This is a genomic window from Agrobacterium tumefaciens, assembly GCA_025560025.1.
Taxonomy (GTDB): Bacteria; Pseudomonadota; Alphaproteobacteria; order Rhizobiales; family Rhizobiaceae; genus Agrobacterium.
The window spans coordinates 2,878,922-2,896,163 of the sequence record CP048485.1 but is presented as its reverse complement, the minus strand read 5'-3'; the positions used below and the strand labels follow the sequence as shown (position 1 = coordinate 2,896,163).

At 59.0% G+C, this 17,242-nt stretch carries 18 protein-coding genes; 7 read left to right on the top strand and 11 right to left on the bottom strand.

Annotation, left to right across the window (positions count from 1 at the left end):
- Positions 1–99 precede the first annotated feature (99 nt).
- The 10 genes from FY152_13985 to rsmI all read right to left on the bottom strand — a co-directional run bounded on the left by FY152_13985 (position 100) and on the right by rsmI (position 9,969).
- Positions 100–1,632 (bottom strand): YifB family Mg chelatase-like AAA ATPase, encoded by a 1,533-nt coding sequence (locus tag FY152_13985; GenBank protein UXS33152.1) that lies wholly within the window; start codon positions 1,630–1,632, stop codon positions 100–102.
- A gap of 182 nt (positions 1,633–1,814) precedes the next feature.
- Positions 1,815–2,774, bottom strand: a complete 960-nt coding sequence (gene gshB / locus FY152_13980; protein ID UXS33151.1) for a glutathione synthase — start codon at positions 2,772–2,774, stop codon at positions 1,815–1,817.
- 242 nt (positions 2,775–3,016) lie between these two features.
- Positions 3,017–3,529 carry a cupin domain-containing protein gene (locus tag FY152_13975; GenBank protein ID UXS33150.1) on the bottom strand — a complete coding sequence of 171 codons (513 nt, stop codon included), beginning with the start codon at positions 3,527–3,529 and terminating at the stop codon, positions 3,017–3,019.
- Positions 3,530–3,639: 110 nt separating this feature from the next.
- Complete coding sequence (locus FY152_13970; GenBank protein UXS33149.1) at positions 3,640–4,740, bottom strand: sn-glycerol-3-phosphate import ATP-binding protein UgpC; 1,101 nt, start codon at positions 4,738–4,740, stop codon at positions 3,640–3,642.
- A 10-nt stretch (positions 4,741–4,750) separates the two neighbouring features.
- Positions 4,751–5,593, bottom strand: coding sequence for a sn-glycerol-3-phosphate ABC transporter permease UgpE (gene ugpE, locus FY152_13965; GenBank protein UXS33148.1), 843 nt, complete (start codon positions 5,591–5,593; stop codon positions 4,751–4,753).
- Between the two features lie 11 nt (positions 5,594–5,604).
- Positions 5,605–6,486 (bottom strand): sugar ABC transporter permease, encoded by an 882-nt coding sequence (locus tag FY152_13960; protein UXS33292.1) that lies wholly within the window; start codon positions 6,484–6,486, stop codon positions 5,605–5,607.
- Between the two features lie 176 nt (positions 6,487–6,662).
- The gene (locus tag FY152_13955; GenBank protein UXS33147.1) at positions 6,663–7,961 is read right to left on the bottom strand and encodes an extracellular solute-binding protein; all 1,299 of its coding nucleotides are present in this window, start codon (positions 7,959–7,961) and stop codon (positions 6,663–6,665) included.
- Positions 7,962–8,093: 132 nt separating this feature from the next.
- Entirely contained in the window at positions 8,094–8,654 is a 561-nt protein-coding gene (locus tag FY152_13950) for a sugar O-acetyltransferase (protein UXS33291.1), read from the bottom strand.
- A 15-nt stretch (positions 8,655–8,669) separates the two neighbouring features.
- Positions 8,670–9,038: a YraN family protein gene (locus FY152_13945; GenBank protein UXS33146.1), complete on the bottom strand. Its 369-nt coding sequence runs from the start codon at positions 9,036–9,038 to the stop codon at positions 8,670–8,672.
- Complete coding sequence (gene rsmI, locus FY152_13940) at positions 9,028–9,969, bottom strand: 16S rRNA (cytidine(1402)-2'-O)-methyltransferase (GenBank protein ID UXS33145.1); 942 nt, start codon at positions 9,967–9,969, stop codon at positions 9,028–9,030. The genes FY152_13945 and rsmI overlap by 11 nt, the downstream gene beginning before the upstream one ends.
- A 267-nt stretch (positions 9,970–10,236) precedes the next feature.
- On the opposite strand from rsmI, the gene FY152_13935 reads away from it, so the two are divergent.
- The 6 genes from FY152_13935 (at position 10,237) to FY152_13910 (ending at position 14,969) form a co-directional block, all read left to right on the top strand.
- Entirely contained in the window at positions 10,237–11,355 is a 1,119-nt protein-coding gene (locus FY152_13935; GenBank protein UXS33144.1) for a DNA polymerase III subunit beta, read from the top strand.
- A gap of 196 nt (positions 11,356–11,551) precedes the next feature.
- Positions 11,552–12,145 (top strand): methyltransferase domain-containing protein, encoded by a 594-nt coding sequence (locus tag FY152_13930; protein ID UXS33143.1) that lies wholly within the window; start codon positions 11,552–11,554, stop codon positions 12,143–12,145.
- Positions 12,146–12,241: 96 nt separating this feature from the next.
- Positions 12,242–12,838, top strand: a complete 597-nt coding sequence (locus tag FY152_13925; protein UXS33142.1) for a histidine phosphatase family protein — start codon at positions 12,242–12,244, stop codon at positions 12,836–12,838.
- Between the two features lie 4 nt (positions 12,839–12,842).
- Entirely contained in the window at positions 12,843–13,550 is a 708-nt protein-coding gene (pyrF, locus tag FY152_13920) for an orotidine-5'-phosphate decarboxylase (GenBank protein UXS33141.1), read from the top strand.
- A gap of 17 nt (positions 13,551–13,567) precedes the next feature.
- Positions 13,568–13,855, top strand: a complete 288-nt coding sequence (locus FY152_13915; protein ID UXS33140.1) for a DUF1330 domain-containing protein — start codon at positions 13,568–13,570, stop codon at positions 13,853–13,855.
- A 133-nt stretch (positions 13,856–13,988) separates the two neighbouring features.
- Positions 13,989–14,969 carry a complex I NDUFA9 subunit family protein gene (locus tag FY152_13910; GenBank protein UXS33139.1) on the top strand — a complete coding sequence of 327 codons (981 nt, stop codon included), beginning with the start codon at positions 13,989–13,991 and terminating at the stop codon, positions 14,967–14,969.
- Between the two features lie 606 nt (positions 14,970–15,575).
- On the opposite strand, the gene FY152_13905 is transcribed toward FY152_13910, so the two are convergent.
- Positions 15,576–16,382: an undecaprenyl-diphosphate phosphatase gene (locus FY152_13905; GenBank protein UXS33138.1), complete on the bottom strand. Its 807-nt coding sequence runs from the start codon at positions 16,380–16,382 to the stop codon at positions 15,576–15,578.
- Positions 16,383–16,540: 158 nt separating this feature from the next.
- Here FY152_13905 and FY152_13900 point away from each other — a divergent pair, with 158 nt between their 5' ends.
- The gene (locus FY152_13900) at positions 16,541–17,233 is read left to right on the top strand and encodes a glutathione S-transferase family protein (protein UXS33137.1); all 693 of its coding nucleotides are present in this window, start codon (positions 16,541–16,543) and stop codon (positions 17,231–17,233) included.
- Positions 17,234–17,242: the final 9 nt, after the last annotated feature.

Sequence of the window (17,242 nt, the reverse complement as noted above, 5' to 3'; positions counted from 1 at the left end):
CAGGCCGCGTACGAAGGGCGGCCTTCTAGTGCACATTCGGTTTAGACGGAGTCGCCGAGCCCGGACTTAGAACTACTTCGCACTTTCAACGGAGATGCTCTAGGCCGCCGCCGTCAGCCTTTCGCCCGCGATACGATAGGACACGGCCTCGGCGACATGGATGCGGCCGACCGTCTGTTTGCCATCCAGATCGGCCAGGGTACGGGCAACCTTGAGAATGCGATGATAACCGCGCGCGGAAAATTTCAGCCTCTCGGCCGCGTCGCGCAGCAATTGCAGCCCGGACGCATCCGGCTCGGCATATTTTTCTATCAGGGTCGTCGTGCAGCGGGCATTCGTGCGAATGGCGGGAAATCCTGCCGCCGCATAGCGTTCCTGCTGCGCAAAGCGCGCCCGGGCGACACGGGCGGCCACCATGGCACTCGGCTCGGCCGCCACGGGGCGAATGAGATCGGCGGCGGAGACAGCGGGAACGTCGATACGGATATCGATGCGATCCAGCAGCGGGCCGGAAATGCGGGCCTGATAATCCGTCACACAACGCGGGCCGCGGGCGCAGGTGAAACCCGGCTCTCCCGCCATACCGCAGCGGCAGGGATTCATTGCCGCGACGAGCTGGATTTCCGCCGGATAGCTGACGCGGTGATTGGCCCGCGCAATGATGCATTCGCCCGTCTCCAGCGGCTGGCGAAGCGCATCCAGCACCTGTGGTGAAAATTCCGGGAACTCATCGAGAAAAAGAACGCCGTGATGGGCAAGCGAGGCCTCGCCCGGTTTGGCACGTAATCCTCCGCCAATCAGCGCTGCCATGGTGGCGGAATGGTGCGGCGTGCGAAACGGTCTGCGGTCCGAAAGCTTGCCGCCGGACAATTGGCCGGCGATGGAATGAACCATGGAAACTTCCAGCAACTCCGCCGCCTCGAGCGGTGGCAGGATGGAAGGCAGGCGCGCCGCGAGCATGGATTTGCCCGACCCGGGCGGACCGACCATGAGCAGATTATGGCCGCCGGCCGCCGCTACTTCCAGCGCCCGTCTCGCGCTCTCCTGCCCCTTGATATCGGCAAGATCAGGCAGATTGACGGGATTGGCGCGGATAGCGGGCGTCGGGCGCGACAGGAGCTGGGTGCCGCGAAAATGATTGGCGAGCGCAATGAGGCTGCGCGGGGCGAGAATATCGATACCGGCTCCGGCCCAGGCTGCCTCCGGTCCGCTTTCGGCCGGGCAGATCAGTCCCTTGCCAAGTGCATTGGCGCCAATGGCAGCAGGCAGAGCGCCCGAAACCATACCGATGGTGCCATCGAGATTGAGTTCGCCGAGAACCACATATTTTGCCAGCGCTTCCGCCGGTATGGCCCCTAAAGCGGCCATGAGACCCAAAGCGATGGGAAGATCGAAATGCGACCCCTCCTTCGGCAAATCGGCAGGGGCCAGATTGACTGTGACTTTTTTTGCCGGCAGCGCCAGACCCGAGGCATGCAGGGCGGCCTGCACCCGCTCCCGGCTTTCGGCCACTGCCTTGTCCGGCAGGCCAACGATCTGGATTCCGACCCTTCCAGGTGCGACCATGACCTGCACCTCGACCGGCACACCCTCTATGCCCTGAAATGCAACCGTATTGACCCGTGCCACCATGGCCTGCCCCCGCAAACCGGCCACGACATCAGAGCTTCATGCTCCATGGCGCGCCACCCATAAGCAACGTGCCATGCAGCAAAGAATAAAACAAGAACATCGAAGGAACAATTTCACGCGATCGGTGTATTTTAGTTGCACCGAGTTGTACGCATGGAACAAAGGGAGGCCGGTGGCGCGCCTCAGAAATCCTGCGCTTCGCGCTTTTTCTCGATCGCGTCCCACAACAGGCTTGCAACATCGGCACCGCCGAATTTTTGCACTTCGCGAATGCCGGTCGGCGAGGTGACGTTGATTTCCGTCATATAATCGCCAATCACATCGATGCCGACAAACAGGAAACCACGCTCGCGCAGGGCAGGACCGATGCGGCGGCAGATTTCCTTTTCGCGCGCTGTCAGTTCCGTCGGTTCCGGGCGGCCGCCGGCATGCATGTTGGAGCGGGCATCATTTTCCGCCGGCACGCGGTTGATTGCGCCAACCGGCTCGCCATCCACCAGCAGGATACGCTTGTCGCCCTTGCGAACATCGGGAAGATATTGCTGGGCGATGTAAGGCTCGCGGAACATCTGGCCGAACATTTCCAGCAGCGAGGAGAAATTGCGGTCATCGCGTGCCGAATGGAAGACGCCGGCACCACCATTGCCGTAAAGGGGCTTGAGGATGATATCGCCCATTTCATTGCGGAATCTGGCGATCTCGGCGACGTCCTTGGTGATCAGCGTTTTCGGCATCAGATCGGCGAATTCGGTGACGAAAATCTTTTCCGGCGAGTTGCGGACCCAAGCGGGATCGTTGACCACCAGCGTTTTCGGATGAATGCGTTCCAGCAGGTGGGTCGAGGTGATGTAGGCCATGTCGAATGGCGGATCCTGACGCAGATGGATGACATCCATGGTCGAGAGATCGACACGCTCCGGCGCGGAAAGCGAGAAATGGTCCCCCTTGATGTCGCGCAGCTCCATCTGTTCGACGGTGGCGTAAATCTTGCCGTCGCGCATGGAGAGACGGTCAGGCGTGTAGTGGAACAGCCGGTATCCGCGTGCCTGCGCCTCAAGGCTCATGGCGAAGGTGGAGTCACCGGCGATGTTGATGCCGGAGACATGATCCATCTGGATCGCGACGTTTTTGATCTTCGCCATGCGCATGTTCCTCTTGCAGCATGCGGACGCTTTGCCGGTCCACCGTGCCCATTGCCTCGTCTTTTCCCGATTCCCGGCAGGACCGGAAGTGACCCGGAAATGCTTCAGAAAACCCTGAAGATGTAGGGCAGCGACCATTCAAACGCAACTGCTGCGAGGGGTGCTTTTTGTGAGTTTTATTGAACCTTCACAATTCGGCCGACGGAGCCCGGCAGGCTCGTCGGCCGGAAGGTTTTATCGTTTCAGGCCGCGAGCTTGTAGGAGCGACCGGCAAACAGCTTGTTCTTGACCCGGTAAGCCAGAGCCAATGCCGTGGGAAATGGGCGGCGCATGAAAGCGACCTTGCGGACATATTCATCCACCCGCCAGGTGGCCCAGGTCCCCGCACGGAAATATGCGACATCGCCAACCCGCAGGATGCTGACCGAGCCGTCTTCGGCGGTCACATGCACCTCGCCTTCGAGAATATAGACGGTCTCGTCCCAGCCGAAGAACCAGCGGAATTCACCCGCCGTGCAATCCCACATGGCGGTACTGGAGGCGCGGTCGCCGCTTCTGGAGTGATCCGCCGCGCGCGCCTGGGGATTACCGGAAATAATCCAGTCAGGGTTGATGGGGGCCGGCTGAAGCCGCAAATCCGTGCACGATGCGCTGACGACACTTTCGTCTTTTGCCCGGCGCAAAGAGGCCGGCAATATCGGCACCGAGCGGATCGCCATGGTTGCCGCTGTCGCGAACATCATTTTGAAAGACATGCCAGAAAACCCCCGTGAGATATTGGAGGTCTTCTATCACCGGGATCGTAACAAACCGGTTTTGACAATCGGCGCAATTTTAGCCATCGCGCCGATTTCTCCCGATATAGTCAGGCCGTTGCCAGTTCAGACGGCTGCACCACAGCTTGCTCCGCCTTGCCGGAAATCCGCTTGCCGGTTTCGCTGGAGAAGAAGTGCAGCTTGTCCGGGGATATGGCAACCGACAGGGTAGCCGGAACCTCAACCTCGGGCGAAAACGCCACTGTGAGGTTCTGATCGCCGATCATACCGTGGATGAGACGCTGGGAGCCGAGCTCCTCGATATAATCGACGCGCAGCACGAAACCCTGCTCGCCTTCCGCCGCCAGACGGAAATCTTCCGCCCGCATACCGACCGTGACCGGACCGGAGGTCGGCGCGAAACCGCCAAGCGAGACCAGCGACGGCCCGATGGCAAGGCCATCCCCGTGCAACTCGCCGTTCAGGAGGTTCATGGCGGGAGAGCCGATGAAGCTCGCGACGAAGGTGGAAGCCGGGGTGTGATAAACCTCGAGCGGCGCGCCGATCTGCTCGATGCGGCCACCATTCAGCACCACCAGACGATCGGCCAGGGTCATGGCTTCCAGCTGGTCATGGGTGACATAGATGGAGGTTGTGCCAAGGCGCTTCTGCAGGCGCTTGATCTCGCCGCGCATCGAAACACGCAGCTTGGCGTCAAGGTTGGACAAAGGCTCATCGAACAGGAAGGCCGCCGGTTTGCGCACAATGGCGCGACCCATGGCGACTCGCTGCCGCTGACCGCCGGAAAGAGCACGCGGCTTGCGGTCAAGATAAGGTTCGAGCTGCAGCATGCGGGCGGCCTCAGCAACACGCGCATCAATCTCCGCCTTCGGCGTCTTGCGGTTCTTCAAGCCGTATTCCAGGTTCTGCCGCACCGACATATGCGGGTAAAGCGCATAGTTCTGAAACACCATGGCGATATCCCGGTCGGCCGGATCGACCTGGTTGACCAAGCGGTCACCGATCTTGACCGTGCCTTCGGAGATATCCTCAAGGCCGGCCACCATGCGCAGAAGCGTGGACTTGCCGCAGCCGGAGGGGCCGACCAGAACGATGAACTCACCGTCCCTGATGTCGATATCGACGCGATGTACGGCGCGTACGCCGCCATGATAATCCTTGCAGACCTGACTGATTTCTATCGCGGCCATTTCGGTCTCCTTATTTATCGCTCTCGGTGAGGCCCTTGATGAACCAGCGCTGGAAGATCACGACGATCAGCACAGGCGGCAGCATGGCCAGGACGGCAAGCGCGAAAGCTTCGTTATAATCGGGAATTTGCGAACCGACCCAGACCTGCAGGATCGACTTGATGCCGCGCATCAGGGTGAAGAAACTCTCATCCGTCGTCATCAGCATGGGCCAGAGATACTGGTTCCAGCCATAAACGAACATGATGATGAAGATCGCCGCCATCATGGTACGGGAAAGCGGAATGATGACATCGATGAAGAACTTGACCGGACCGGCACCATCGATGCGGGCGGCTTCCAGCAGTTCCTCCGGAATGGATTTGAAGAATTGCCGGAAATAAAAGGTGCCTGTCGCAGACGCCAGAAGCGGCACGATCAACCCGGTATAGGAGTTCAGGAGCCCGAGTTTGCTCATCACCTCGTAGGACGGCATGATGCGCACCTCGAGCGGCAGAAGCAGCGTGGTGAAAATGATCCAGAAGGCAAGCGTCGCAAAGCGAAAGCGGAAATAGACGATCGCATAGGCCGCCGTCATCGACAGGATAATCTTGCCGACGGCAAAACCGATGCCGAGGATGAGCGAGTTGATCACCATGTTGATGCCGGTGATCTGCCCGGTGAAGCCACCCTTCTGCGTCAGGACCTTTTCATAGGTCTCGATGAAATTATCACCGGGAACCAGCGTCAGGCCGCTGCGGTGAATTTCCGCCGCTGTATGGGTGGAGGTCATGAAGGCCACGACGACCGGCAAGATCAGGAACAGCGCGCCGATGATCAGCACCAGGTGATCGAGGGGTTTTGTCTTGTACATCGTCTTTTCCCTCAATTGTAATGGATGCGCTTCTCGATGAAGCGGAACTGGATGATGGTGAGGACGAAGACGACCAGCATCAGAATGACGGACTGGGCCGAGGAACCGCCGATGTCATTGCCGCGGAAACCGTCGAGAAACACCTTGTAGACCAGGGTGATCGGGTTGTTGGCCGCCTTATCCTTCACCATCACGTCGATGACACCGAACGTATCGAACAGGGAATAGGTGATGTTGATGATGAGCAGGAAGAAGGCGGTGGGTGCCAGCAACGGCATGATGACCGTCCAGAACCGGCGAAAACCCGAGCGGCAGTCGATGGCGGCAGCCTCACGCACGGCGACGGAGACACCCTGCAAGCCGGACAGGAAGAAGATGAAATTGTAAGGAATCTGCTTCCAGACAGCGACGACCACCATGGCGAAAGCAGTATCGAAATAATTGAGCCCGACTTTCATGTCCCAACCGAGCATCGCGGCCATCTTGACGAAAGGCCCGATATGCTGGTCGAAGAACATCATGCCGATGAGGCCCGCGACCGGCGGCGCAATGGCATAGACGGAAATAAGCACCGTCTTGTAGGTCGAACTGCCGCGAATGACGGCATCGGCCTTGACGGCGAGCAGCAGCCCAAGCGCCAGCGAGAAGAAGGTCACCAGCACGGTGAAGATGACCGTGAACTTGGCGATGCTGAGATATTCCGGATTGAATATCGCGTCCGAATAATTGGCGAACCCGACAAAAGAGGCGCCGAAGCCGAAGGGGTCTTCAATATAGAACGATGAATGCACGGCCTGAACGGAAGGCCAGTAAAAGAAGATGAAAATCACCGCCAGTTGCGGCGCCAGAAACAGATAGGGCACGAAGGACGAGGAGAACTGCACGCGCTTCATGCCGGCTTCGGCGGCGCTGACGGGTTTTCCAGCCTTTGCGGACCGGCCGGACAAAAACCGGGCCAGACGCGGTTGAGACGATGTATAGGCCACGCTTGCGCCTCCTTATCCAGAAGCGAGCCTCCCTTCCGTTGGAAAGGAGGCTCGACAACGATCATTGGTTTCGAAAAGATCGATCAGCCGGCCGTCTTGGCGAAACGGGCCAGAAGGTCGTTGCCTTCCTTCTCGATGATGTCGAAGGCGTCCTTCGGCGTGACTTCGCCGGAGAAGATGCGGTTGTATTCACGTTCCATGATGGCGCGGATCTGCGGGTAGAAACCGAGACGGTAACCCTTGGACCATTCGCCGCCCGGCAGCGACAGCTGCTGGATACCAACTTCGGCAATCGGCTTTTCCTTGTAGAAACCTTCAGCCTTGGCCTTTTCGTAAGCAGCCTTGGTGATGGCGACGTAACCGGTTGCCTTGTGGTAGAAGACCTGGATTTCCGGCGAGGTCAGGAACTGGAAGAAGTCAGCCACGCACTTGTTTTCGGCTTCGGACTTGCCCGACATTGCAAAGAGGGCTGCACCGCCGATGAAGGAGTTGGTGCCGGCACCCTTGATGGAGCCCCAGTAGGGAAGGAAGGTTGCCGAGAACGGCATGGTCGCCGTCTTCTGCAGGCCGCCGAACGAACCCGAAGAACCGATCCAGAAAGCAACCTTGCCTTCTTCGAAGGGCTTCTGGTTGTCGTTCCAGCCAGCGCCATAATAAGCGAACAGGCCCTTGTCCTTCCAGTCCTTCAGCTTGTCGAACATCATGACGAGGTTCGGGTCGGTGACCTTGAGCTTGGTGTCGGCAACGCTGTCGTAACCGTTATTGTTGGTTGCGAACTGGATATTGTTGCGGGAGAAGAAGTTCTCCGTGAACTGCCAGGTCAGCTGCGACTGGACGAGCGGGATGTAGCCAGCTTCCTTCAGCTTCGGAGCGACCTTTTCAAAGTCTTCCCAGGTCTTCGGAGCTTCGACGCCGGCCTTTTTCAGGGCTTCGTCGTTGACATACATGATCGGTGCGGAAGAGTTGAACGGCATGCCGACGAACTTGCCGTCAGCGGCAGCGTAGAAATAACGCACGCCGTTGATGAAGGCGTCACGGTCGAACTTGTAACCGGCCTTGTTGATGAGGTCTTCCGCAGGAATGACAGCGCCCTTGGCGTTGATGATGGTGGCAGCGCCAGCATCGAAAACCTGGAGAATGTTCGGCTGCTCGCCCGAACGGAAGGCGGCGATGCCGCTTGCCAGCGCTTCTTCGTAGGAGCCCTTGGAAACCGGCGTCAGCGCGCATTCCTTCTGGGCTTCGTTGAACTTCTGGGCAACTTCGTTGATGACTTCGCCGTTGCGGCCGCCCATGCCGTGCCACCAGGTGATGTTGGTCGCCGCCATGGAAGATGTAGCCGAAATGCTGACGGCCACCGCGGCCATGGAAATCTTCTTCAACATAATTTTGTCCTCTCCGCCAGTTAGTGGGGTGAGGATGCGAATAGAGACGTTCCATGACGCCTCTTTAACAGTTTGATGTCAGATTTGTTACAGCGCCTGCGAATGGAGGCCGCTCCCTCAAAAACGCATGCCTCACGGGTCCCTACGCTTTATCGGACGGGCCGGATTTCCCACCACGGTCGTGCCCGGCAGCACATCCCTGGTTACCACCGAACCGGCACCGACGATTGCGCCGTCGCCGATGGTGACGCCCGCAAGAAGGATCGCTCCGCCGCCGATCCAGACATCACGGCCGATCGTCACCGGCTTTGCGATTTCAATGCCCTGCGAACGCGGAACCGGGTCCAGATGGTGCTCGGCGCAATAGATCTGCACGGCGGGTCCCAGCATCGAGCCATCGCCTATCGTCACCTTTGCCGAATCCAGGATCGTGCAGCCGGTATTGAGGTAGACGTTTTTACCAAGGGTGATGTTGAAGCCGTAGGCACAATGAAACGGCGCTTCAATAAATACCCCTTCCCCGCTGGCGGCGAAAAGCGCTCCCAGCAATGGCGCCATGGCTCCGCGCTCATCCGGCGGCATGGTATTATGCTGGTGAACCGCGCGCCGGGCGCGGGAACGCAACACATCCAGTTCGGCGTCCATGCAGCTGTACCATTCGCCCACGGCCATTTTTTCCCGCTCGGTCGGCATCATCGTCCCTCCCCTTCAAAATGCGTCGATGAAATGCTGCGGCAGGCGTCGCGGCAGAACGGCGACGATATCGAAACGCAGCGAAAATCGCCCTGCATCCCTGCGCCGGGACAGCCAGAGATCGGCCGCCGCCCGAATGCGTTGCTGCGAACGCCAGCCGACGGCGTCGACCGCGCCTTCGGCGGATGATCGCGCCTTGACCTCGACGATGGCGACGACATCCTTCTTGCGGGCGATGAGATCGATTTCCCCGAGTCGGGTGCGGTATCGAATGGCGAGGATGCGATAGCCTCTCAACAGCAGATAAAGCGCGGCCCAATATTCCGCGGCGTGGCCGCGTCGCTCGGCCTTGCGTCTTTTGTTGTTTCGCCCGTCAGCGGCCATCCGCGTCCTTCATATCCAGCAGCCGCTGATAAAGCTCCTTGCGCGGCAGGCCGGTCAGCTTCGACGCCTCGGCGGCAGCCCTGGCGGCAGGCATCGTTGTGATGAGATCCTTCAACAGCTTCTCGACGTCCTCGATATCGGGAATTTCATCATAGGAGGGCGGCTCCACCAGAAGCACGATCTCGCCCTTCACCACGCGGTCACCGTCATAATAATCCGCAAGTTCGCCGAGCGTGCCGCGACGGAACTCCTCGAAAGTCTTGGTCAATTCGCGGCAGACCACGGCGCGGCGGTCGCGACCGAGCACTTCCGAGGCAACCCTGACGGTGGCGCCGATGCGGTGCGGCGATTCAAAAAACATCAAGGTCGCGGGAATTTTCGCAAGTTCCGCAAATCGGTCCCGTTTGCCACGATCCTTCACCGGCAGGAAGCCCGCGAACAGAAAGGCATCGCTCGGCATGCCCGATCCGACGAGGGCGGCAAGCGGTGCGGACGCACCCGGCACCGGTACGACGCGATGACCGGCCTCGAGCGCAAGCTGACCGAGACGATAACCGGGATCGGAGACGAGCGGCGTTCCGGCGTCCGACACCAATGCCACGGACTTTCCAGCCTCAAGCGCCGCTATGAGCTTGGGACCAGCCTCGTTCGCATTATGCTCATGATAGGAAAGCGGGCGCGTGCGAATACCGTAACGTTCGAGCAGGATGCGGGTGACGCGGGTATCCTCGCAGGCGAGAACATCGGCAGATGCCAGCGTTTCCAGCGCCCGGATGGTGATATCACCCAGATTGCCGATGGGGGTGGCCACGAGATAAAGCGCCGGCTCCAGTGGCCGCGCCGGAATGGTGGCAGTGCCGATCCTGAACTCCCTGTTCGTCGGTTTGGGGTCCCTGTTCGCTATTTCTTCCGTCACGCGGCTTCCAATCATTCTGGCCGATCATTGACGGCCGGTCGCTCCATTTTCGCCCCTTTATGGGCAATAGGGAAGCGGCGAACAAGGTCTGCGGGCTGCCGCAGCCTGTGGATCATGCTGTATAGCAGCAAAATGACCTCCAGCAGATGCACTCGGCTCTTGCATTTTCTGCAATAACTCTGCCATTTTGCCCGTCCACATTATCCGGCTTTTGGGCCGGTCAAGACTCTTCTTGCCGATCCGGCGGTGGCCGGTTCGCAACGGTTGAAAGCGGTAGCGTCCATGCGTATTACTCTTGAGCGGTCGAACCTTCTTAAATCGCTGAACCACGTCCACAGGGTTGTCGAGCGTCGCAACACGATCCCGATCCTGTCCAACGTCCTCCTGCGCGCATCCGGCGCCAATCTGGACATGAAGGCGACCGACCTCGATCTCGAAATCACCGAAGCGACACCGGCCATGGTGGAGCAGGCGGGCGCCACCACCGTGCCGGCGCACCTGCTTTATGAAATCGTTCGCAAGCTGCCTGATGGTTCCGAAGTGCTTCTGGCGACCAATCCGGACGGCTCCACGATGACGGTTGCCTCGGGTCGTTCGAAATTCTCGCTGCAGTGCCTGCCGGAAACCGATTTCCCGGATCTGACCGCCGGCACCTTCAGCCACACCTTCAAACTGAAGGCGACCGATCTGAAGATGCTGATCGACCGGACGCAATTTGCGATTTCGACCGAAGAGACACGTTATTACCTGAACGGCATTTTCTTCCACACCATCGAAAGCAATGGCGAGCTTAAGCTGCGTGCGGTTGCGACGGACGGCCACCGTCTGGCGCGCGCCGATGTGGATGCGCCCTCCGGTTCCGAGGGCATGCCCGGCATCATCATCCCGCGCAAGACCGTCGGCGAATTGCAGAAGCTGATGGACAATCCGGAACTGGAAGTCACCGTTGAAGTCTCGGATGCGAAAATCCGCCTGACCATCGGCTCGGTCGTTTTGACCTCGAAGCTGATCGACGGCACCTTCCCCGATTACCAGCGCGTCATCCCCACCGGCAACGACAAGGAAATGCGCGTGGATTGCCAGACCTTCGCGCAGGCTGTCGACCGCGTCTCGACCATTTCTTCCGAGCGCGGCCGCGCCGTGAAACTGGCGCTGACAGATGGCCAGCTGACGCTGACGGTCAACAATCCCGACTCGGGCAGCGCAACCGAAGAAGTGGCTGTGGGCTACGATAATGATTCGATGGAAATCGGCTTCAATGCCAAATATCTGCTCGACATCACCTCGCAGCTATCCGGCGACGACGCGATTTTCCTTCTAGCGGATGCCGGCTCGCCGACACTCGTTCGCGACACGGCCGGTGACGATGCGCTTTACGTTCTGATGCCGATGCGCGTCTAAACCGCCTCCATTTTCTTCAATTTAATCAAAAACGCCGGTGGATCGCTTCACCGGCGTTTTTTGATTCGGCGGCTGCGCATTTCAAACCTTAAGTGAATTTTTCCAGTTACGACATTTTGCCTTGTTTTTGCGCCAAATGGGATCAACAGTACGTAACCGTTTTTTGACAATGACCAAAATTTATCCGAGGGGAATCATGGCACTTAACCTGAAGCGACGCCTTGAACAGAAATTCGAGGAAGAAATCCGTTTTTTCAAGGGCATGGTCAGCCAACCGAAAAAAGTGGGAGCCATCGTCCCGACCTCCTCCATCACGGCAAAAAAAATGGCGAGCGTCATCAATCCCCATTCCGGCCTGCCGGTTCTTGAGCTCGGCCCGGGCACCGGCGTCATCACCAAGGCTATTCTGGCGCGCGGCATCAAACCGGAGAACCTGACCGCCATTGAATATTCGACCGATTTCTACAATCAGCTGCTCAGAAGCTATCCCGGCGTCAATTTCGTCAATGGCGACGCCTTCGATCTCGACGCGACACTCGGCGAGCACAAGGGGCAGATGTTCGACAGCGTGATTTCCGCCGTGCCGATGCTGAATTTCCCGATGGCCGCCCGCATCAAGCTTCTCGACGAATTGCTGAAGCGCGTGCCGCATGGCCGCCCCGTCGTGCAGATATCCTACGGCGCCATTTCCCCGATCGTCGCGCAGCCGCATCTCTACCATATCCGCCATTTCGATTTCATCGTGCGCAATATTCCGCCGGCGCAATTGTGGACCTATACGCGGGCCTGACCGCGCGGCAGAATGGGCAAGACCGTCATTTCCCGGTCGTGACGGATGGTTAGGGTTTTGAGTTACCCTTTCCATCGCCATCAAGGACCGATTTTAATGCATGCGCTCTACATCACCCATCCCCAGGTCAGGATCGACCCGGCGGTTCCCGTTCCCGAGTGGGGACTTTCTGACATCGGTGCCGAGCGGGTGCGGCAGGCAAGCCGCCTGCCCTGGGCGCAGGCGTTACGGCGCATCGTCTCCAGCGCCGAAACCAAGGCGATCGAAACCGCCCGCATCCTTTCCGATACATCCGGTGCGGCAATAGACATCATTGAGACGATGCATGAAAACGACCGGTCGGCCACCGGTTTCCTGCCACCGCCGGAGTTCGAGAAGGCGGCTGACTGGTTCTTCGCCCATCCGCAGGAAAGTTTTCACGGCTGGGAAAGGGCAATCGATGCGCAAGCGCGGATTGTCGATGCTGTCAGAGCCGTTCTCGACCGGCACGACCCGCAGCAGCCGATCGCCTTTGTCGGCCATGGTGGCGTAGGCACACTTCTCAAATGCCATATAGAAGGCCGCGGCATCAGCCGCAGCAAGGACCAGCCGCCCGGCGGCGGTAATCTTTTCCGCTTTTCCATCGCCGACTTTTCTCTTGCAGCCGCGTCCCCCACATGCGACTGGACGGCAATGGAAACATGGCAGGGATAAGACAATGACCGCGCGCGAAAAACTCATCGTCGGGCTCGATGTTCCGACTGTGCAGCAGGCCGAAGACATCGTGTCGAAAATCGGCGACGAGGTTCTGTTCTACAAGATCGGTTATCAGCTGGTTTTCGCTGGCGGCCTCGAATTCGCGCGTGACCTTGTCCAGAGCGGCAAGAAGGTCTTTCTCGACATGAAGCTGCTCGATATCGACAATACCGTCGCCTCCGGCGTCGAAAACATCGCCCGCATGGGCATGTCGATGCTGACCCTGCATGCCTATCCCAAAGCGATGCGCGCCGCTGTCAAGGCTGCCGAAGGCTCCGGTCTCTGCCTGCTGGGTGTCACCGTGCTGACTTCTATGGACGACACCGACCTTGCTGAGGCCGGTTACGCCGCGGATGCCCGTTCGCTCGTATTGCGCCGGGCGCAACAGGCGCGCGAAGCGGGCATGGGCGGCATCGTCTGTTCGGCGGAGGAATCGACCGCCGTGCGTGAAATCCTCGGCCCTGATCTTGCCGTCGTCACCCCCGGCATTCGCCCTGCCGGCGCGGATCTCGGCGATCAGAAGCGGGTGATGACGCCTTACGACGCCATCAAGGCCGGTTCGAGCCATCTGGTCGTCGCCCGCCCGATCGTCAGGGCGGAGGACCCGAAGGCAGCAGCCCGCGCCATTCTGGATGACATGCTGCGCGCCAGCTTTCCGGCCAATCAATAACGACAGGAGGAGATGACATGCCCAAGGGATATTGGATCGCCCGCGTCGATGTGCGCGACAGCGAGCGCTACAAGGATTATGTCACGACGGCGAAACCCGCTTTCGAGCGGTTCGGCGCCAATTTCCTGGCCCGTGGCGGCGCTTTGACCGAACTGGAAGGCAAGGCGCGTGCGCGCAATGTCGTCATCGAGTTCCCCTCCGTGCAACACGCCATCGATTGCTACAATTCGCCCGAATACCAGGCCGCGGCCAAAATCCGCCAGGAAATTGCGGATGCGGAGATGATGATTGTCGAAGGAATTTGACGGTCGTCAACCGCATTTCCAAAACCGGCCCCAAAACTAGACCCGGGCTGCACGACAACGTCTCTTCACCTGCGCCCGGCTTTGGGCTAAGAGACTGAAAAACGCTTTATCGACAGCTTCTGAGGAGCCTCCCATGACCTTGGCCAACCTTCCACCCCTCGTCACCGTTTTCGGCGGTTCGGGTTTTGTCGGGCGCCATGTCGTGAGAATGCTCGCCAAACGCGGCTACCGCATCCGTGTCGCCGTGCGCCGTCCCGATCTTGCCGGCTTCCTGCAGCCGCTCGGCAATGTCGGTCAGATTTCCTTTGCGCAGGCCAATCTGCGTTATCGCGATTCCATCGTCAAAGCCGTCGAAGACGCCGACCATGTGGTCAATTGCGTCGGCATTCTGACTGAAAGCGGCCGCAACACCTTCGACGCCGTGCAGGAATTCGGTGCGAAGGCCATTGCCGAAGCCGCCCGCGATGCAGGCGCTACGCTGACTCATATCTCCGCTATCGGCGCGGAAGCGGGCTCGTCGACCGGTTACAGCCGCACCAAAGGCCGCGCAGAAGCCGCCATTCATTCCATCCTGCCCGGCGCGGTTATCCTGCGTCCATCGATCATTTTTGGCCCTGAAGACGATTTCTTCAACAAATTCGCCAAGATGGCGCGTGGCCTACCCTTCCTGCCGTTGATCGGCGAGGGAAAAACAAAGTTCCAGCCGGTCTATGTCGAGGATGTCGCCGTGGCCGTGGCCCGCAGCGTCGATGGCAAGCTAAAGCCCGGCGCCATCTACGAACTCGGCGGTCAGGATGTGATGACATTCCGCGACTGTCTCGAGGCGGTTCTCGCTGCAACCTATCGCCAGCGTCCTTTCGTCAATCTGCCTTTCGGCATTGCCTCAATGATCGCCAAGGTCACATCGCTGGTGCCGCTCATCGCACCGCCGCTGACGGTTGATCAGGTAACCATGCTGAAAAAGGACAATGTCGTTTCCGCAGACGCGGAAAAGAACGGCCTGACGCTGGAAGGTATCGGCATCACACCTGTTCGTGTCGCTTCCGTCCTGCCGTCCTACATGGTGCAATATCGTCCGCACGGCCAGTTCTCAAACGCAGGCAAGGCGGCCTGAGGCTCCCTCGGATACCAGCGATCTAAACGAAAGCGGGAGCCATTCCCGCTTTTTGTTTTTGCGCAATTCAATCGCAACCAAACCGCTATTTGTGCATTTCCCCCTCAACTAAAGGGGATGTGTACAATCGACTAAAGCTGCTTTGAAAAGCCGGGTAAAATTTAGCGGCCATCTGGCCTCCACACGCAAGCGTGGCACAAGCGCAACTGTGGAAAAGACTTCGCATTAACCCGGTATTCAGCAAGCCGCTTTATTGATAATGGCCACATTCCAAACATATCCAGAACCCTCACTTCACACACGGCGGCGTAATCCGCGCGAACGAACGTCTGAAAGGCAATAATAAAATGGGCAGATCTATCGCACTCTTTTTTGCGTGTGCGGCTTTGGTGGTTCTGGCGGGTTCTTTCATGGCGCCGGGAACGGTGGCAGCGGGCAAGAGCGGTTGCGCTCCCGCTTATGGCGTCGACCCCTGCGCAACGGCTTCGATCAGCACCAACTGATCGGCCTTTGAGAGTTTCAAAGAAAAAGCGCCTCCGGTTCTCCGGGGCGCTTTTTCGTTTTCAGTCCGGCCATTCAAAATGGCCGGCTATTTCTAAAATCGGCTCAACCAAAGATCAGAAGTGCTATCAGGCCGAGCGAACCGATGACGATGCGCCACCAGGCAAAAGGCGCAAAACCCCGTCGCGAGACGAAGTCCAGCAACGAGCGAACGACGAAGAGGCCGGAGACGAATGCGGCGATGAAGCCGACGGCAATCAGCGCGCCATCATCGAAACTCAGCGCGTCGCGGTTCTTGTAGAGATCGAGAGTAAAAGCGCCGAGCATGGTCGGCATCGCCAGAAAGAACGAAAATTCGGCGGCGGAACGCTTGTCGGTGCCCATCAGCAGCGATCCGACGATCGTGGCCCCGGACCGGGACGTGCCGGGAATCATGGCAAGGCACTGGAAGAGGCCGATCTTGAAGGCAAGCGACGGCGGATAGTCCATGATGTCGGTATATTTCGGTTTCAGCGGCATCCGGTCCACCGCGAGCAATATGACGCCGCCGATAATCAGGACGACGCAGATGAGCATCGGCGTTTCGAACAGCACGGTCTTGATGAAATCATGCGCCAGCGCCCCGATAACCGCTGCCGGCAGGAAGGCGAGAGCGACGGCCAGCACGAAACGGCGCGCCTTGGCACTTGTCGGCAAAGCGAGCGCGATCGACACAAGTTTTTGAAAATACACAAGAAGGATGGCAAGGATCGCGCCGAGCTGGATGAGGACGGCAAAGGTGTTGCCCGGCGATTTGAAGCCAAGGAAATGGCCGGCCAGCAGCACATGCGCCGTTGAGGAAACGGGAATGAACTCCGTCAGACCCTCGATAATGCCCAGCAGAAGCGCGCTGATGATCGATTGGTCACCCATGAGGTATCCTTTTTTTCAGGGGAAAGCGGCAATGGAAAGCAATTGCGTTAAACTTGTTTTAAAGTAGCCAAGCTCTTATAGCGTCTTGATGAAGCGAAACTGAAAAAGTTTTCCGGCAAATGCCGATCATGACAACCAATCGTAAAAATTGAGTACCGATGCCAACTCTCTATCATTCTCCGATGTCGACCGCATCCCGGTTCGTTCGTCTGATCCTTTCGGAATACGGGTTCCAGACCGATCTCGTCGAGGAGCAGCCGTGGGAAAGACGGCGGGAGTTTCTGGCGCTCAATCCGGCCGGCACCCTTCCGGTCTATCTTGATGATAATATGCGATCGCTCAGTGGGCCTTACGTGCTTGCCGAGTTTCTCGACGAGACGCACGGGGTCTTGAAGCGCGACAGGCGGTTGCTGGCGGAAGACCCGTTTCAGCGCGCGGAAATCCGCCGCCTGACGGAATGGTTCCTGCAGAAGATGGAAAATGACGTGACCCGGCCGCTGGTGCGGGAGCGTGTCTATAAATTGCAGATGACGGCCGCACAGGGTGGCGGGCCGCCGGACTCCAAGCTTTTACGCACCGCCCGCAACAACATCCGCCAGCACATCAAATATCTGGAATGGTTGGCGGGCTCGCGCACCTGGCTTGCCGGCGACCGGCTGAGCTATGCCGATCTTGCCGCCGCCGCCGGCGTTTCGGTGCTGGACTATCTCGGTGAAATCAACTGGCTTGAAGCACCCATCGCCAAGGAATGGTACCAGCGGCTGAAATCGCGGCCGTCCTTCCGGCCGTTCCTGAGCGAGCGCATTCCGCGCCTTGCCCCCTCCTCCCACTACGCCGATCTGGATTTCTAGGTTCCGGTC

Excerpts from the sequence above, each read along its gene's own strand:
- FY152_13985 (UXS33152.1), bottom strand. The coding sequence starts at position 1,632 with ATGGTGGCACGGGTCAATACGGTTGCATTTCAGGGCATAGAGGGTGTG.
- gshB (UXS33151.1), bottom strand. The coding sequence starts at position 2,774 with ATGGCGAAGATCAAAAACGTCGCGATCCAGATGGATCATGTCTCCGGC.
- FY152_13975 (UXS33150.1), bottom strand. The coding sequence starts at position 3,529 with ATGTCTTTCAAAATGATGTTCGCGACAGCGGCAACCATGGCGATCCGC.
- FY152_13970 (UXS33149.1), bottom strand. The coding sequence starts at position 4,740 with ATGGCCGCGATAGAAATCAGTCAGGTCTGCAAGGATTATCATGGCGGC.
- ugpE (UXS33148.1), bottom strand. The coding sequence starts at position 5,593 with ATGTACAAGACAAAACCCCTCGATCACCTGGTGCTGATCATCGGCGCG.
- FY152_13960 (UXS33292.1), bottom strand. The coding sequence starts at position 6,486 with ATGAAGCGCGTGCAGTTCTCCTCGTCCTTCGTGCCCTATCTGTTTCTG.
- FY152_13955 (UXS33147.1), bottom strand. The coding sequence starts at position 7,961 with ATGTTGAAGAAGATTTCCATGGCCGCGGTGGCCGTCAGCATTTCGGCT.
- FY152_13950 (UXS33291.1), bottom strand. The coding sequence starts at position 8,654 with ATGCCGACCGAGCGGGAAAAAATGGCCGTGGGCGAATGGTACAGCTGC.
- FY152_13945 (UXS33146.1), bottom strand. The coding sequence starts at position 9,038 with ATGGCCGCTGACGGGCGAAACAACAAAAGACGCAAGGCCGAGCGACGC.
- rsmI (UXS33145.1), bottom strand. The coding sequence starts at position 9,969 with ATGATTGGAAGCCGCGTGACGGAAGAAATAGCGAACAGGGACCCCAAA.
- FY152_13935 (UXS33144.1), top strand. The coding sequence starts at position 10,237 with ATGCGTATTACTCTTGAGCGGTCGAACCTTCTTAAATCGCTGAACCAC.
- FY152_13930 (UXS33143.1), top strand. The coding sequence starts at position 11,552 with ATGGCACTTAACCTGAAGCGACGCCTTGAACAGAAATTCGAGGAAGAA.
- FY152_13925 (UXS33142.1), top strand. The coding sequence starts at position 12,242 with ATGCATGCGCTCTACATCACCCATCCCCAGGTCAGGATCGACCCGGCG.
- pyrF (UXS33141.1), top strand. The coding sequence starts at position 12,843 with ATGACCGCGCGCGAAAAACTCATCGTCGGGCTCGATGTTCCGACTGTG.
- FY152_13915 (UXS33140.1), top strand. The coding sequence starts at position 13,568 with ATGCCCAAGGGATATTGGATCGCCCGCGTCGATGTGCGCGACAGCGAG.
- FY152_13910 (UXS33139.1), top strand. The coding sequence starts at position 13,989 with ATGACCTTGGCCAACCTTCCACCCCTCGTCACCGTTTTCGGCGGTTCG.
- FY152_13905 (UXS33138.1), bottom strand. The coding sequence starts at position 16,382 with ATGGGTGACCAATCGATCATCAGCGCGCTTCTGCTGGGCATTATCGAG.
- FY152_13900 (UXS33137.1), top strand. The coding sequence starts at position 16,541 with ATGCCAACTCTCTATCATTCTCCGATGTCGACCGCATCCCGGTTCGTT.